Here is a 13,632-nt window from a genome sequence, read left to right on the forward strand (position 1 = left end):
GCACCGGATCCGCCGGGGTGAGGTCGTGCGGGGTGAGGTCGACCGGCGCGCGGGCGGGCTCAGCGGGCCGCCTCGTCCTCCACCGTGCGGTTGCGGCCCGCGAGGACGCCCACGGCCATCTGCGGGATCATCAGGCCGGCCATGAGGGCGATCGGCAGTCCCCAGCCGCCGCTGTGCTGGTAGAGCACACCGACCAGGAGCGGCCCCGGGATGGAGATCAGATACCCGGTGCTCTGCGCGAAGGCCGACAACTGGGCGACGCCCGCACCGGTCCTGGCGCGCATCCCGACCATCGTCAGGGCCAGCGGGAAGGAGCAGTTGGCGATGCCGAGCAGGACCGCCCAGGCCCAGGCGCCGCCGGCCGGCGCGAGGTACAGGCCCGCGTAACCGGCGAGGCCGCAGACACCGAGGGCGATCACGATCGGGCCCTGCCGGGGCAGCCGGGTGGCCACGCGCGGGATGACGAAGGCCAGCGGCACACCCATCACCATGGTGACGGCCAGCAGCAGCCCGGCGGTGCCCGCGGAGACCCCCGCGTCCCGGAAGATCTGCGCCATCCATCCCATCGTGATGTACGCGGCGGTGGCCTGGAGCCCGAAGAACACGGCGAGCGCCCACGCGGTACGGCTGCGGGTGATCCGCAGCACCGGCTGCGCGTGCTCGGCGTCCCGCGCGCGGGCTCGCGTCTCCGTCGAGGTCCCGGGCGCCGGTGTCCCATCGGCGGCCTCCCGCGCGCGGGAGCGACGTTCCCCGGCTGCCTCCGGTCCGGAGGGCGCCTCCCGGTGTCGTACGAGGGCGATCCACGGCAGTACGGCCGCGGCGGCCAGGGCTGCCCACACGGCGAGGCCGGAGCGCCAACTGCCGCCCAGGGCATCGGTGATGGGCACGGTGACCGCGGCGGCGGAAGCCGTGCCGAGGGCCAGGGCCATCGAATAGAGGCCGGTCATGGAGCCGACCCGGTCCGGGAACCAGCGCTTGACGATCACCGGCATCAGGACGTTGCTGACCGCGATGCCCATGAGCGCGAGCGCGCTGCCGACCAGGAAGCCGGCCGTGCCGCCTATGTAGGGCCGTACGAGCAGGCCCGTGGTGATGAGGACCATGCCCGCGCAGACCACCGCGGCCGGGCCGAAGCGGCGGGCGAGGCGCGGGGCCATGACGCCGAAGACGGCGAAGCACAGCGGGGGTACGGAGGTGAGCAGTCCGGCGACGCTGCCGCTCATGCCGAGGCCGTCGCGGACCTCTTCGAGGAGGGCGCCGAGGCTGGTGATGGCGGGGCGGAGGTTCAGCGCGGCGAGCACGATGCCGAGGACGAGCAGACGCGTCGTCCACGCGTGCGTGGACGCTTTCCCGGGCTGCTTCCCGGTCCGCTTTCCTGTCGGCGCCGGGGCCTCGCTCGCGGCCGAGCTGCCGACGTTGCCGCTGCCGTTCGTCGTGGACTTCAGTGTCCGGGTTTCCTCGCTTGCCATGCTGCCCATCATAGAATGATGGGATGATTGGTTGTCCATCCCCGGGTGGCCCGCTCCCGCCCCGCACATGCGAAGGTGTGCCATGCCCCTGAGCCATCCCCGTCGTTCGGCGCTGTCCGAGCAGGTCATCGCCTCACTGCGGAACCAGATCACCTCGGGCGAGTGGCCGGTCGGCTCCCGGATCCCGACCGAGCCGGAGCTGGTCGAGCAGCTCGGGGTCGCCCGCAACACGGTCCGCGAGGCCGTCCGCGCGCTCGCGCACAACGGCCTGCTGGACATCCGCCAGGGCTCCGGCACGTACGTCGTGGCGACGAGCGAGCTGGCCGGCGTGATGCACCGCCGCTTCGCGGACGCCGACCCCCGGCACATCGCCGAACTGCGCTCCACGCTGGAGTCGTCGGCGGCGCAGCTGGCGGCCGAGCGGCGCACCGAGAAGGACCTCAAGCAGCTGGACGCCCTCCTCGTACGACGTGAGGAGGCCTGGGCATCGGGCGACACGGAGGCCTTCGTGACGGCCGACGCGACCCTGCACATGGCCGTGGTGGCGGCCTCCCACAACGACGTCATGACGGCGATGTACGCCGACCTGGGCGAGGTGCTGCGGGAGTGGCTGCGTGCGGACGTCGGCGAGGAGCTGACTCCGGAGACGTACATGGACCACACGCGGCTGGTGGACGCGATCCGCGCGGGTGACGCGCAGGCGGCCGCGGTGGAGGCGGCCGGCTATCCGTTCGTGTGCCGCCCGGGGAGGCTCAACTCGCCCGCTTCTGGTGGCTGACCCACACCGCGCGGACGTCCTCCCAGCAGCGGCCGGTGAGCCGTACGGTCTGCGCCGGGCCGGCGTCGGTCGCGATGCCGTCGCTGTCGATGTCCCACCAGCGGTCGCACTCGATGTGCAGGCTGACGCGGTCGGTCCGGGGGTACGGGTTGTGGCAGTACGCGATCACGTGCGAGCCGTGGACGGCGGTGCGGCAGTCGGCGCCGAACAGCTGGGGTGCGGCCGGTTTTCGGGCCTCCACGCGTGCGTGGGGCATCGCCTCGTACGCCAGGGAGATGACGAGCGCGACGGCGACGGTCACTGAGGCCAGGCTGCGGGACAGGCGCACAAGGGAAACCTCCTCGGCAGTGCTGGGGAGGGCATCGCGTGGTGAACGCGTAATCCAGAGTGCGCAGTTGTGCCCTGCCCCCGCCCGGCCACAGGGGCCGAACGGGTGACGCCCCGCTCCCCGCGCGGTGCGGGAAACGGGGCGTCGACGCCGTAGGAGAGGCCGGGCCGGGAGGTCAGGCTCCGATGGCGTGCAGGCCGCCGTCCACGTGGACGATCTCGCCGGTGGTCTTCGGGAACCAGTCGCTCAGGAGGGCGACGATGGCCTTGCCGGCCGGCTCCGGGTCGTTGAGGTCCCACTCCAGGGGGGAGCGGTTGTCCCACACGGAGGCCAGCTCGCTGAAGCCCGGGATGGACTTGGCGGCCATCGAGCCGAGCGGGCCCGCGGAGACGAGGTTGCAGCGGATGTTCTGCTTGCCCAGGTCGCGGGCGAGGTAGCGGCTGGTGGCCTCCAGGGCGGCCTTGGCCGGGCCCATCCAGTCGTACTGCGGCCACGCGAAGGACGCGTCGAAGGTGAGGCCGACGACCGAGCCGCCGTTCTGCATCAGCGGCAGGCAGGCCATGGTCAGCGACTTCAGGGAGAACGCCGAGACGTGCATCGCCGTGGCGACCGACTCGAACGGCGTGTTCAGGAAGTTGCCGCCGAGCGCGTCCGGCGGCGCGAACCCGATGGAGTGCACGACTCCGTCGAGGCCGCCCAGCTCCTCGCCCACGATGTCGGCGAGGCGCGCCAGGTGCTCGCCGTTGGTGACGTCGAGCTCGATGACCTTGGTGGGCTTGGGGAGCTTCTTGGCGATGCGCTCGGTCAGCGTGGGCCGCGGGAACGCGGTCAGGATGATCTCGGCGCCCTGCTCCTGGGCCTGCTTGGCGGCGTGGAAGGCGATGGAGGACTCCAGCAGCACACCGGAGATCAGGACGCGCTTGCCCTCAAGAATTCCGCTCATGGTGATCAGTGACCCATTCCCAGTCCGCCGTCTACGGGGATGACGGCTCCAGTGATGTACGAGGCGTCGTCCGAGGCGAGGAACCGCACCGTCGCGGCGACCTCCTCGGGCTGCGCGTAACGGCCGAGCGGCACCTGCTTGACGATGCCCTCACGCTGCTCGTCGGTGAGCACCTTGGTCATGTCGGTGTCGACGAAGCCGGGCGCGACGACGTTGAAGGTGATGTTCCGCGAGCCCAGCTCGCGGGCGAGGGAGCGTGCGAAGCCGACCAGGGCGGCCTTGGAGGCGGCGTAGTTCGACTGGCCGGGGCCGCCCATCAGGCCGACGACCGACGAGATCAGGATGACGCGGCCCTTCTTCGCGCGCAGCATGGCGCGGTTGGCGCGCTTGACGACGCGGAAGGTGCCGGTGAGGTTCGTGTCGATGACCGAGGTGAAGTCCTCCTCGGACATGCGCATCAGGAGCTGGTCCTTGGTGACGCCGGCGTTGGCGATCAGGACCTCGACCGGGCCGTGCTCGGCCTCGATCTCCTTGTAGGCCTGCTCCACCTGCTCGGTGTCGGTGATGTCGCACTTCACCGCCAGGAAGCCGGCCGGCGGCTCCCCCGAGCGGTAGGTGATGGCGACCTTGTCGCCGGCGTCGGCGAACGCACGGGCGATGGCGAGGCCGATGCCCCGGTTGCCTCCGGTGACGAGAACCGAGCGGCTCAACGGATCACCCTTTCGATAGCGGTCCTGCACGCCTGCCCGGTACACCTGGTCGACAGGCGGCTTTATCGAAAACCTATCGGTCCGCCCCGTCCGGCGGACAATCGGGCACCGACAGTGGCTTACGGGACTCGCTGTCGGGTCCCTACAGAAAGTGCCGACGCAGCGCGGAAACGTGTGGTCCCCGCACCCGCTCGCGCGACATGATCGGACCCGACAGGCCACGACAGCAGGGAGACCTCCGTGCCTCATTCCATCGACGAAGCCTTCACGGCACTTCCGCTACGCGCCCTGGCCGACGCCGCGCTGGCACGCGCGCGTGCGCTCGGCGCCGCGCACGCGGACTTCCGGTTCGAGCGGGTGCGCAGCGCGTCCTGGCGGCTGCGGGACGCCCGGCCCGCCGGTACGTCGGACACCACCGACCTCGGGTACGCGGTGCGGGTCGTGCACGGCGGCACCTGGGGGTTCGCGTCGGGCGTGGACCTGAGCCTGGACGCCGCCGCCAAGGTCGCCTCGCAGGCGGTGGCGATGGCGAAGCTCTCCGCCCAGGTGATCAAGGCGGCCGGTTCGGACGAGCGGGTCGAGCTGGCCGCCGAGCCCGTGCACGAGGAGCGGACGTGGATCTCGTCGTACGAGATCGATCCCTTCTCGGTGCCCGACGAGGAGAAGGCGGGGCTGCTGGCGGACTGGAGCGCCCGGCTGCTCGCGGCGGACGGCGTCAACCACGTGGACGCGTCGCTGCTCACGGTGCACGAGAACAAGTTCTACGCCGACACCGCCGGGACGGTGACCACCCAGCAGCGCGTCCGGCTGCACCCGCAGCTGAACGCGGTGTCGGTCGACGAGTCGAGCGGTGAGTTCGACTCCATGCGCACCATCGCGCCGCCCGTGGGGCGCGGCTGGGAGTACCTGACAGGCACCGGCTGGGACTGGGACGAGGAACTCGCCCGGATCCCCGAGCTGCTCGCGGAGAAGATGCGGGCGCCGAGCGTCGAGGCGGGCCTGTACGACCTCGTCGTCGACCCGTCCAACCTCTGGCTGACGATCCACGAGTCCATCGGCCACGCCACCGAACTGGACCGCGCGCTCGGCTACGAGGCCGCCTACGCCGGCACGTCCTTCGCCACCTTCGACAAGCTGAACAAGCTGAAGTACGGCTCCGAGCGGATGAACGTCACCGGCGACCGCACCGCCGAGCACGGCCTCGCGACCATCGGCTACGACGACGAGGGCGTCGAGGGCCAGTCCTGGGACCTCGTCAAGGACGGCACCCTGGTCGGCTACCAACTCGACCGCCGCATCGCCAAGTTGACCGGCTTCGACCGCTCGAACGGCTGCGCGTACGCCGACTCCCCCGGCCATGTCCCGGTGCAGCGCATGGCCAACGTGTCGCTCCAGCCGGACCCGGCGGGGCTGTCCACGGAGGATCTGATCGGCGGGGTCGACCGCGGGATCTACGTGGTCGGCGACCGGTCGTGGTCGATCGACATGCAGCGCTACAACTTCCAGTTCACCGGGCAGCGGTTCTTCAGGATCGAGAACGGGCGGATCACCGGGCAGCTGCGGGACGTCGCCTACCAGGCGACGACCACCGACTTCTGGGGGTCCATGGCGGCCGTCGGCGGTCCGCAGACGTACGTCCTGGGCGGCGCCTTCAACTGCGGCAAGGCCCAGCCGGGCCAGGTCGCCTCGGTGTCGCACGGTTGCCCATCCGCTCTCTTCACGGGAGTCAATATCCTCAACACGACCCAGGAGGCCGGTCGATGAGCGTCGAGTCTCGTATCTGCTGGGGGTCCGGGGGTTATCCCCCGGGAAAGCACAGTCTCAACACCACGCAGGAGGCCGGTCGATGAGTCCTCGTACGAACAAGCCGCACGAGATCGTCGAGCGTGCCCTCGAACTGTCGCGGGCCGACGGATGTGTCGTCATCGCCGACGAGCAGTCGACCGCCAACCTCCGCTGGGCGGGCAACGCGCTGACCACGAACGGCGTCACGCGCGGGCGCACGCTCACCGTCATCGCGACCGTCGACGGCAAGGAAGGCACGGCCTCGGGGGTCGTGTCCCGGTCGGCCGTCACCCCGGAGGAGCTGGAGCCGCTGGTGCGGGCCGCCGAGGCCGCCGCGCGCGGTGCCGCGCCCGCCGAGGACGCGCAGCCGCTGGTCACGGGCGTCGCGGAGTCGCCCGACTTCACGGACGCGCCCGGTGAGACCTCGTCCACCGTGTTCGCCGACTTCGCGCCGGCGCTCGGCGAATCGTTCGCACGCGCGCGTGCGGGCGGTCGCGAGCTGTACGGCTTCGCCAACCACGAGCTGGTCACCAGCTACCTGGGTACGTCGACGGGGCTGCGCCTGCGCCACGACCAGCCCAACGGCACGCTGGAGCTGAACGCCAAGTCCCCGGACCGTACGCGCTCGGCCTGGGCCGGCCGCTCGACGCGGGACTTCAAGGACGTCGACCCGGCGGCCCTGGACGCCGAGTTGGCCGTACGACTGGGCTGGGCGGAGCGGAAGATCCCGCTGCCCGCGGGCCGGTACGAGACGCTGCTGCCGCCGACCGCGGTCGCGGACCTGCTGATCTACCAGATGTGGTCGGCGTCGGGCCGGGACGCGGTCGAGGGCCGCACGGTGTTCTCCAAGCCCGGCGGCGGCACCCGCGTGGGCGAGAAGCTCACCGAGCTGCCCCTGTCGCTGCGCAGCGACCCGAACGAACCGGGCCTGGAATCCGCCCCGTTCGTGCTCGCGCACACCTCCGGGGGCGACCAGTCGGTGTTCGACAACGGGCTGCCGCTGACCGCCACCGACTGGGTGCGCGAGGGCGAGCTGCAGCACCTGCTGACCAGCCGGCACAGCGCGGGCCTGACCGGGCTGCCGGTGGCGCCGTCGATCGACAACCTGATCCTGAGCGGGGGCGAGGACCGCTCCCTGGAGGAGATGGTCGCGAACACCGAGCGCGGGCTGCTGCTGACCTGCCTCTGGTACATCCGCGAGGTCGACCCGGCGACACTGCTGCTCACCGGGCTGACCCGGGACGGCGTCTACCTCGTCGAGAACGGCGAGGTGGCGGGCGAGGTGAACAACTTCCGGTTCAACGAGTCGCCGGTGGATCTGCTGGGCCGGGCCACCGAGGCGGGGCGGACGGAGAAGACGCTGCCGCGGGAATGGAGCGACTGGTTCACCCGGGCCGCGATGCCCGCGCTGCGGGTACCGGACTTCAATATGAGCTCTGTCAGTCAGGGCGTATAACCTCGTACCTGATCCACGAGACCATCCCAAGGAGATACGAGAACCGTGACGGACATCGTCGACGAGCTGAAGTGGCGGGGCCTGTTCGCCCTGTCCACCGACGAAGATGCTTTGCGCAAGGCGCTCGCGGACGGTCCCGTCACGTTCTATTGCGGCTTCGACCCGACGGCGCCGTCGCTCCACCTGGGTCACCTGGTGCAGGTGCTCACCGTGCGCCGGCTCCAGCAGGCAGGGCACCGGCCGCTGGCGCTGGTCGGCGGGGCCACGGGCCAGATCGGCGACCCCCGCCCGACGGCGGAGCGCACGCTGAACGACCCGGAGACGGTCGCCGGCTGGGTCCAGAGGCTGCGCCGCCAGATCGAGCCGTTCCTGTCCTTCGAGGGCGAGAACGCGGCGGTCATGGTCAACAACCTCGACTGGACGGCGAACCTCTCCGCGATCGAGTTCCTCCGCGACATCGGCAAGCACTTCCGCGTCAACAAGATGCTGGCGAAGGACTCGGTCGCCAAGCGCCTGGACTCCGAACAGGGCATCAGCTACACGGAGTTCAGCTACCAGATCCTCCAGGGCATGGACTTCCTCCAGCTCTACCGGAGGTACGGCTGCACGCTCCAGCAGGGCGGCAGCGACCAGTGGGGCAACCTCACGGCGGGCCTGGACCTGATCCACCGCCTGGAGCCGGACGCCACGGTGCACGCCTACGGCACACCGCTGATGACCAAGGCCGACGGCACGAAGTTCAGCAAGTCCGAAGGCACCGCCATCTGGCTCGACCCGGAGATGACCACGCCGTACGCGTTCTACCAGTTCTGGCTGAACACGGACGACCGGGACATCTCCACGTACGCGCGCATGCTGTCCTTCAAGTCCCGCGAGGAGCTTGAGGAGTTGGAGCAGCAGACCGAGGAGCGCCCCCAGGCCCGCGCCGCCCAGCGCGCGCTGGCCGAGGAGCTGACGACGCTGGTGCACGGCGCCGAGCAGACGGCCGCCGTGACCGCCGCGTCCAAGGCCCTCTTCGGACAGGGCGAACTGACGGAGCTCGACGAGAAGACGCTGGCCGCGTCCCTCTCCGAGGTGCCGCACGTCCAGGTCGCCGAACTCGGCCCGGTCGTCGACCTGTTCGCCGAGGTCGGCCTGGTGGCGAGCAAGTCCGCGGCTCGCCGCACGGTGAAGGAGGGCGGGGCGTACGTGAACAACGTGAAGGTCGCCGCCGAGGATGCCGTGCCGGCCAAGGAAGATCTGCTGCACGGGCGGTGGCTGGTGCTGAGGCGGGGCAAGAAGAACCTGGCGGCCGTGGAGGTCACGGGCGCGTGAGTGCTTGAGCGCATGACGAGGGGGCGGTCTCCCGGTCCGGGAGGCCGCCCCCTCGTCGTACGACTGTCAGGCTCTCTGTTTGTTCTTGCCGATCGTCGCCATGTACGCCATGTCGACGACGAAGACGATGATGATCGCGGCGACGAGCTGGAACGCGTGGCGGCTCCAGTCGATGCCGCTGGTCGCGTCGACGCCGGCCGCTCGGGCGATCGCGTTGCCGACGATGGCGCCGAGAATGCCGCAGATGGTGGTCAGCCAGAGCGGACTGTGCTGCTTGCCCGGGATGATCGCCTTCGCGATCAGTCCCAGCACGAATCCCACGATGATCGCCCACAACCATCCCATGGCTGCCTCCTTGTACGGCTCGACGTGAGCATTACGCCAAGTGTGGGTCCGGTCGCCGTACGGCGCATGTCGGGTACGGCCATACGTGCTGCGGCGCAGATCGTTCGCCCAGGCCGGAGGTCCCCCGGTCTCGAAGGCGACGGAGGCGCGGCGTAACGTAGGACGTGTCGGGGCCCGGTTCCCGGATCGGGTGCAAACCGGGGTTGCGGGCCGGGGAGAGTCCGATGCGGGCGGATGGTGGAATGTGATGCGGAAGCTGCACGGCGAAGGCAACGCCCAAGTGTTCCGGATCACCGGAGCCCGGACGGGACTCGCGGAGGACATCCGTGGCCGCCAGCGCCGGTACGTCATCTCGATGTCGATCCGTACGGTGTCGGTGATCCTCGCCTGCGCGCTGTGGAACGTCGAACGGCACGTCGCGATCGTCGCGTTGGTGCTCGGTGTGCTGCTCCCCTATGTCGCCGTCGTGATCGCGAACGCCGGGCGGGAGAACGCGCCGGGGCTTCCGTCCACGTTCGTCGCCGCGCCGCTGCGGCCGATGATCGCGCCGCCGAGGCCGGACGGGACGTTCGCGGAACCCGTCCCGGAAGAGGTCGTGCCCGAGCCGGCACCCCGCGTGGGAGGCGAACCGTACGACCGGTCGTGACCATGGCGAACGCGCCAGAACCGGACGTCGGCTCCGCACCAAGCTCAAGAAAAGCTCAGATCAATCATGTTGTTCCGGTGCCGGGCGAGCGGTCACCCGTGACATACTTCGTACGCGCTCCGCATCCCCCGTCGGAGCGACGGACCGACGCCGGGCAGCTCCCCCCGTGGCTGCTCGGCGTCGCCTTTATCAGCGCATCTGTGAGACGAATTCCGTGAGTTCCCGTGAGTGACGAGACCCTGATCTGCTCCGCGAAGGGCTGCCGCGCCGACGCCGTGTGGGTCCTCGCGTGGAACAATCCGAAGATCCACACGCCGGAGCGACGCAAGACGTGGCTCGCGTGCGAGGAGCACCGCGAGCACCTGTCCCAGTTCCTCGATCTGCGGGGCTTCTTGAAGGACGTCGTCAAGTTCGAGGACTGGCAAGAGCCCGAGATCCCGTAGGGCCCGTTCGCCTACGACGGCTGCTCAGCCGCCGATCGCCGACATCGGCCGGTCCGGCTGGAGGAACGACGGGTCGTCCAGACCCGAGCCCGCCTTCTTGCCCCACATCGCCTGGCGCCAGATGCGGGCGATCTCCTCGTCCGGGGCGTCGGAGCGCAGGGCAGCGCGGAGGTCGGTCTCCTCGCGGGCGAACAGGCAGTTGCGTATCTGGCCGTCGGCGGTGAGGCGGGTGCGGTCGCAGGCCGCGCAGAACGGGCGGGTGACCGAGGCGATGACGCCCACACGGTGCGGGCCGCCGTCCACGGTCCAGCGCTCGGCGGGGGCCGAGCCGCGATCGTCGGTGCCTTCGGGGGTCAGCTCGAAGCGGGTGCGGAGGGAGGTGAGGATGTCGCCCGCGGTGACCATGCCGTCGCGTGTCCAGCCGTGCTGGGCGTCCAGGGGCATCTGCTCGATGAAGCGCAGTTCGTAGTCGTGCTCCACGGCCCAGGCCAGCAGGTCCGGGGCCTCGTCGGCGTTGAGTCCCGGCATCAGCACCGAGTTGATCTTCACCGGGGTCAGGCCCGCGTCGTGGGCGGCTTCGAGGCCCGCGAGGACGTCCTTGAGGCGGTCCCGGCGGGTGAGGGTCTTGAAGACGTCGGGGCGCAGGGTGTCCAGGGAGACGTTGACCCGGTCCAGGCCCGCCTCCTTCAGGGCGGCCGCCGTGCGCTTGAGGCCGATGCCGTTGGTCGTCAGCGACATCTGGGGGCGGGGCTCCAGGGCGGCGACCCGCTCGACGATGCCGACCAGGCCGGGGCGCAGGAGGGGCTCGCCGCCGGTGAAGCGGACCTCCTCGATACCGAGGGAGGTGACCGCGATGTCTATCAGGCGGACGATCTCGTCGTCCGTGAGGAGGTCGGGCTTCGCCAGCCACTGCAGGCCCTCCTCGGGCATGCAGTACGTACACCGGAGATTGCACCGGTCGGTCAGCGAAACCCTCAGGTCGGTGGCCACTCGGCCATAGGTGTCGATGAGCACGTGTGCCCCCTCCCTCGTTTCGGATCGCATGTTTTCCGACACCTGCGAGCCTACGCGACACCACTGACAACGAGACCGGCCCGATCCCACGAGGTACGCCACGGCCGCGTCGTAGGGATCTACGACGCGGCCGTCGACGTGGGGGGACTGAGTGGGGGGACTCAGAGGGACTGGGCGGGGCGGCTCAGTGGGCGCCGGTGCCGGTCAGGGACCGTACCTCCAGCTCCGCGAACTTGCCGGTGTCCGGCTCCTCCTTGGAGAGGATCGTGCCGAGCCAGCCCAGCAGGAAGCCGACGGGGATGGAGATGATGCCGGGGTTCTCCAGGGGGAACCAGTGGAAGTCGACGTCCGGGAACATCGACGCGGGCTTGCCCGAGACGACCGGTGAGAACAGGACGAGGCCGACCGCGGTGACCAGACCGCCGTAGATCGACCAGAGGGCCCCGGAGGTGGTGAACCGCTTCCAGAAGAGGCTGTAGAGGATCGTCGGGAGGTTGGCGGAGGCGGCGACCGCGAAGGCTAGGGCGACCAGGCCGGCGACGTTCAGGTCGCGGGCGAGGGCGCCGAGGACGATGGAGACGGCGCCGATGCCGACCGTCGCGTAGCGGGCGGCGGCCATCTCCTGCTTCTCCGTCGCCTGGCCCCGCTTGATGACGTTCGCGTAGATGTCGTGGGCGAACGAGGAGGACGAGGCCAGGGTCAGACCGGCGACGACCGCGAGGATCGTGGCGAAGGCGACCGCCGAGATGGTGGCCAGGAGGATGGCGCCCCAGTTGGAGTCGACTCCGCCCAGATGCAGTGCCAGGAGGGGGGCGGCCGTGTTGCCCGCCTTGTTGGAGGCGATGATCTCGTCGGGTTTGATCAGCGCGGCGGCGCCGAAACCGAGGGCCAGAGTCATCAGGTAGAAGGCGCCGATCAGGCCGATGGCCCAGATGACCGACTTACGGGCGGCCTTGGCGGTGGGCACCGTGTAGAAGCGGATCAGGATGTGCGGCAGGCCGGCGGTGCCGAGGACCAGGGCGAGGCCCAGGGAGATGAAGTCCAGCTTGGTGGTGCCGGTGGCGCCGTACTTGAGGCCGGGGTTCAGGAAGGCGGAGCCCTTGCCGCTGTTGGAGGCGGCCTTGCCCAGCAGGTCGGAGACGTTGAAGTTGAACTTCAGCAGCACCAGGAAGGTCAGCAGCAGGGCGCCGGCGATGAGCAGGCAGGCCTTGACCATCTGGACCCAGGTGGTGCCCTTCATGCCGCCGATGGTGACGTACACGATCATCAGGACGCCGACCAGGGCGACGATGCCGATCTTGCCCGCGTCGGTGGTGATGCCGAGGAGCAGGGAGACCAGGACGCCCGCGCCGGCCATCTGGGCCAGCAGGTAGAAGATCGACACCACGATGGTGGAGGTGCCGGCGGCGGTACGGACCGGGCGCTGGCGCATGCGGTACGCGAGGACGTCGCCCATGGTGTAGCGGCCCGAGTTGCGCAACGGTTCGGCCACCAGGAGCAGGGCGACCAGCCAGGCGACCAGGAAGCCGATGGAGTACAGGAAGCCGTCGTAGCCGAAGAGGGCGATCGCGCCCGCGATGCCGAGGAAGGACGCGGCGGACATGTAGTCGCCGGAGACGGCGAGGCCGTTCTGGAAGGCGGTGAACTGGCGGCCGCCCGCGTAGAAGTCGGCGGCGCTCTTGGTCTGGCGGCCCGCCCATACGGTGATGACGAGCGTGGCGGCGACGAAGATCGCGAACAGGGTGATGATCAGCGGCCGGTGCTGGCTCGCCTCGCCTGCGGCCAGGGTGATCGCGGGGCTCATGCGCCGCCCTCCATCCGGGACTTGATCGCCGCGCCCTTGGGGTCGAGCTTCGCGGCGGAGTACCGCGCGTACCACCAGGCGATGAGGAACGTGGTGAGGAACTGGGCGAGGCCCAGGACCAGGGCGACGTTGATGTTGCCGACGACCTTGGTGTCCATGAAGTCGTCCGCGTAGTTGCACAGCAGCACGTACAGCAGGTACCAGACGATGAAGGCGACGGTCACCGGGAAGGCGAAGGAGCGGTGGGCGTGGCGCAGTTCGGCGAACTCCGCGCTCTCCTGGACCTGTTCGAACTCCTCGGTACTGGGGAGTTGGTGTTCGGCTTTCGAGGGGGGTGGTGTCTCGGTGGCCACGGTGTCTCCTCGCGTTACGGACCTGCGGGTTCTGGTCTGGCTCGGCGCTTCCTGCCCAAGGGCACGGCGCCGCGCGTCGACCGGTTCAACTCCTTTGACTTCTTTCGGTAGTCGTCTTTGGGAAATCATTGCTGGCCAGCCACCGCGGGAGATAACTTCAGGTCTGCACCACTAGTCATGTACCTGATGTTCCTGCCCGAGCGCGCCACCACGTCTCGGGCCGTTTCGTTTCCGGATGATGTGG

At 69.9% G+C, this 13,632-nt stretch carries 14 protein-coding genes; 6 read left to right on the plus strand and 8 right to left on the minus strand.

Going from position 1 to position 13,632, the window contains the following annotated elements:
- Nucleotides 1-59: 59 nt before the first annotated feature.
- Nucleotides 60-1,469, minus strand: coding sequence for a CynX/NimT family MFS transporter (locus OG496_RS15985; RefSeq protein WP_405971317.1), 1,410 nt, complete (start codon nucleotides 1,467-1,469; stop codon nucleotides 60-62).
- A gap of 82 nt (nucleotides 1,470-1,551) precedes the next feature.
- On the opposite strand from OG496_RS15985, the gene OG496_RS15990 reads away from it, so the two are divergent.
- Nucleotides 1,552-2,247, plus strand: a complete 696-nt coding sequence (locus tag OG496_RS15990) for a FadR/GntR family transcriptional regulator (protein WP_405971318.1) — start codon at nucleotides 1,552-1,554, stop codon at nucleotides 2,245-2,247.
- Here the strand turns inward: OG496_RS15990 and OG496_RS15995 are convergent.
- The 3 genes from OG496_RS15995 to fabG form a co-directional block, all read right to left on the minus strand.
- A complete protein-coding gene (locus tag OG496_RS15995; protein ID WP_327405077.1) occupies nucleotides 2,222-2,575 on the minus strand; it encodes a hypothetical protein in 354 nt (117 codons plus the stop codon). The two genes, OG496_RS15990 and OG496_RS15995, sit on opposite strands and share 26 nt — an antisense overlap.
- Nucleotides 2,576-2,750: 175 nt before the next feature.
- Entirely contained in the window at nucleotides 2,751-3,518 is a 768-nt protein-coding gene (gene fabI / locus OG496_RS16000; protein ID WP_405971319.1) for an enoyl-ACP reductase FabI, read from the minus strand.
- Between the two features lie 5 nt (nucleotides 3,519-3,523).
- Complete coding sequence (gene fabG / locus OG496_RS16005) at nucleotides 3,524-4,228, minus strand: 3-oxoacyl-[acyl-carrier-protein] reductase (protein WP_366494374.1); 705 nt, start codon at nucleotides 4,226-4,228, stop codon at nucleotides 3,524-3,526.
- A gap of 240 nt (nucleotides 4,229-4,468) precedes the next feature.
- Here fabG and OG496_RS16010 point away from each other — a divergent pair, with 240 nt between their 5' ends.
- The 3 genes from OG496_RS16010 to tyrS all read left to right on the plus strand — a co-directional run bounded on the left by OG496_RS16010 (nucleotide 4,469) and on the right by tyrS (nucleotide 8,783).
- Complete coding sequence (locus OG496_RS16010; protein ID WP_366494373.1) at nucleotides 4,469-5,992, plus strand: TldD/PmbA family protein; 1,524 nt, start codon at nucleotides 4,469-4,471, stop codon at nucleotides 5,990-5,992.
- Nucleotides 5,993-6,074: 82 nt separating this feature from the next.
- Complete coding sequence (locus tag OG496_RS16015; RefSeq protein ID WP_366494372.1) at nucleotides 6,075-7,469, plus strand: metallopeptidase TldD-related protein; 1,395 nt, start codon at nucleotides 6,075-6,077, stop codon at nucleotides 7,467-7,469.
- 45 nt (nucleotides 7,470-7,514) lie between these two features.
- On the plus strand, nucleotides 7,515-8,783 hold the full coding sequence (gene tyrS, locus OG496_RS16020) for a tyrosine--tRNA ligase (protein ID WP_405971320.1): 1,269 nt from the start codon (nucleotides 7,515-7,517) through the stop codon (nucleotides 8,781-8,783).
- Between the two features lie 66 nt (nucleotides 8,784-8,849).
- Here the strand turns inward: tyrS and OG496_RS16025 are convergent, their stop codons facing one another.
- Nucleotides 8,850-9,128: a GlsB/YeaQ/YmgE family stress response membrane protein gene (locus OG496_RS16025; RefSeq protein WP_033286407.1), complete on the minus strand. Its 279-nt coding sequence runs from the start codon at nucleotides 9,126-9,128 to the stop codon at nucleotides 8,850-8,852.
- Between the two features lie 247 nt (nucleotides 9,129-9,375).
- Here OG496_RS16025 and OG496_RS16030 point away from each other — a divergent pair, with 247 nt between their 5' ends.
- Nucleotides 9,376-9,774, plus strand: coding sequence for a DUF3099 domain-containing protein (locus tag OG496_RS16030; RefSeq protein ID WP_405971321.1), 399 nt, complete (start codon nucleotides 9,376-9,378; stop codon nucleotides 9,772-9,774).
- A 224-nt stretch (nucleotides 9,775-9,998) separates the two neighbouring features.
- Nucleotides 9,999-10,217: a hypothetical protein gene (locus OG496_RS16035; protein WP_405971322.1), complete on the plus strand. Its 219-nt coding sequence runs from the start codon at nucleotides 9,999-10,001 to the stop codon at nucleotides 10,215-10,217.
- A 24-nt stretch (nucleotides 10,218-10,241) separates the two neighbouring features.
- Here the strand turns inward: OG496_RS16035 and moaA are convergent, their stop codons facing one another.
- The 3 genes from moaA to OG496_RS16050 all read right to left on the minus strand — a co-directional run bounded on the left by moaA (nucleotide 10,242) and on the right by OG496_RS16050 (nucleotide 13,388).
- On the minus strand, nucleotides 10,242-11,231 hold the full coding sequence (moaA, locus tag OG496_RS16040; protein WP_405971323.1) for a GTP 3',8-cyclase MoaA: 990 nt from the start codon (nucleotides 11,229-11,231) through the stop codon (nucleotides 10,242-10,244).
- Between the two features lie 184 nt (nucleotides 11,232-11,415).
- Nucleotides 11,416-13,035: a cation acetate symporter gene (locus OG496_RS16045; protein ID WP_366494367.1), complete on the minus strand. Its 1,620-nt coding sequence runs from the start codon at nucleotides 13,033-13,035 to the stop codon at nucleotides 11,416-11,418.
- Nucleotides 13,032-13,388: a DUF485 domain-containing protein gene (locus OG496_RS16050; RefSeq protein WP_366494365.1), complete on the minus strand. Its 357-nt coding sequence runs from the start codon at nucleotides 13,386-13,388 to the stop codon at nucleotides 13,032-13,034. Before OG496_RS16050 ends, OG496_RS16045 begins: the two co-directional genes overlap by 4 nt.
- Between the last annotated feature and the right edge of the window lie 244 nt (nucleotides 13,389-13,632).

It is taken from the genome of Streptomyces sp. NBC_00988 (assembly GCF_045162645.1).
Taxonomy (GTDB): domain Bacteria; phylum Actinomycetota; class Actinomycetes; order Streptomycetales; family Streptomycetaceae; genus Streptomyces.

Excerpts from the sequence above, each read along its gene's own strand:
- OG496_RS16015 (WP_366494372.1), top strand. The coding sequence starts at position 6,075 with ATGAGTCCTCGTACGAACAAGCCGCACGAGATCGTCGAGCGTGCCCTC.
- OG496_RS16045 (WP_366494367.1), bottom strand. The coding sequence starts at position 13,035 with ATGAGCCCCGCGATCACCCTGGCCGCAGGCGAGGCGAGCCAGCACCGG.
- OG496_RS16025 (WP_033286407.1), bottom strand. The coding sequence starts at position 9,128 with ATGGGATGGTTGTGGGCGATCATCGTGGGATTCGTGCTGGGACTGATC.
- OG496_RS15985 (WP_405971317.1), bottom strand. The coding sequence starts at position 1,469 with ATGGCAAGCGAGGAAACCCGGACACTGAAGTCCACGACGAACGGCAGC.
- fabI (WP_405971319.1), bottom strand. The coding sequence starts at position 3,518 with ATGAGCGGAATTCTTGAGGGCAAGCGCGTCCTGATCTCCGGTGTGCTG.
- OG496_RS16030 (WP_405971321.1), top strand. The coding sequence starts at position 9,376 with ATGCGGAAGCTGCACGGCGAAGGCAACGCCCAAGTGTTCCGGATCACC.
- OG496_RS15990 (WP_405971318.1), top strand. The coding sequence starts at position 1,552 with ATGCCCCTGAGCCATCCCCGTCGTTCGGCGCTGTCCGAGCAGGTCATC.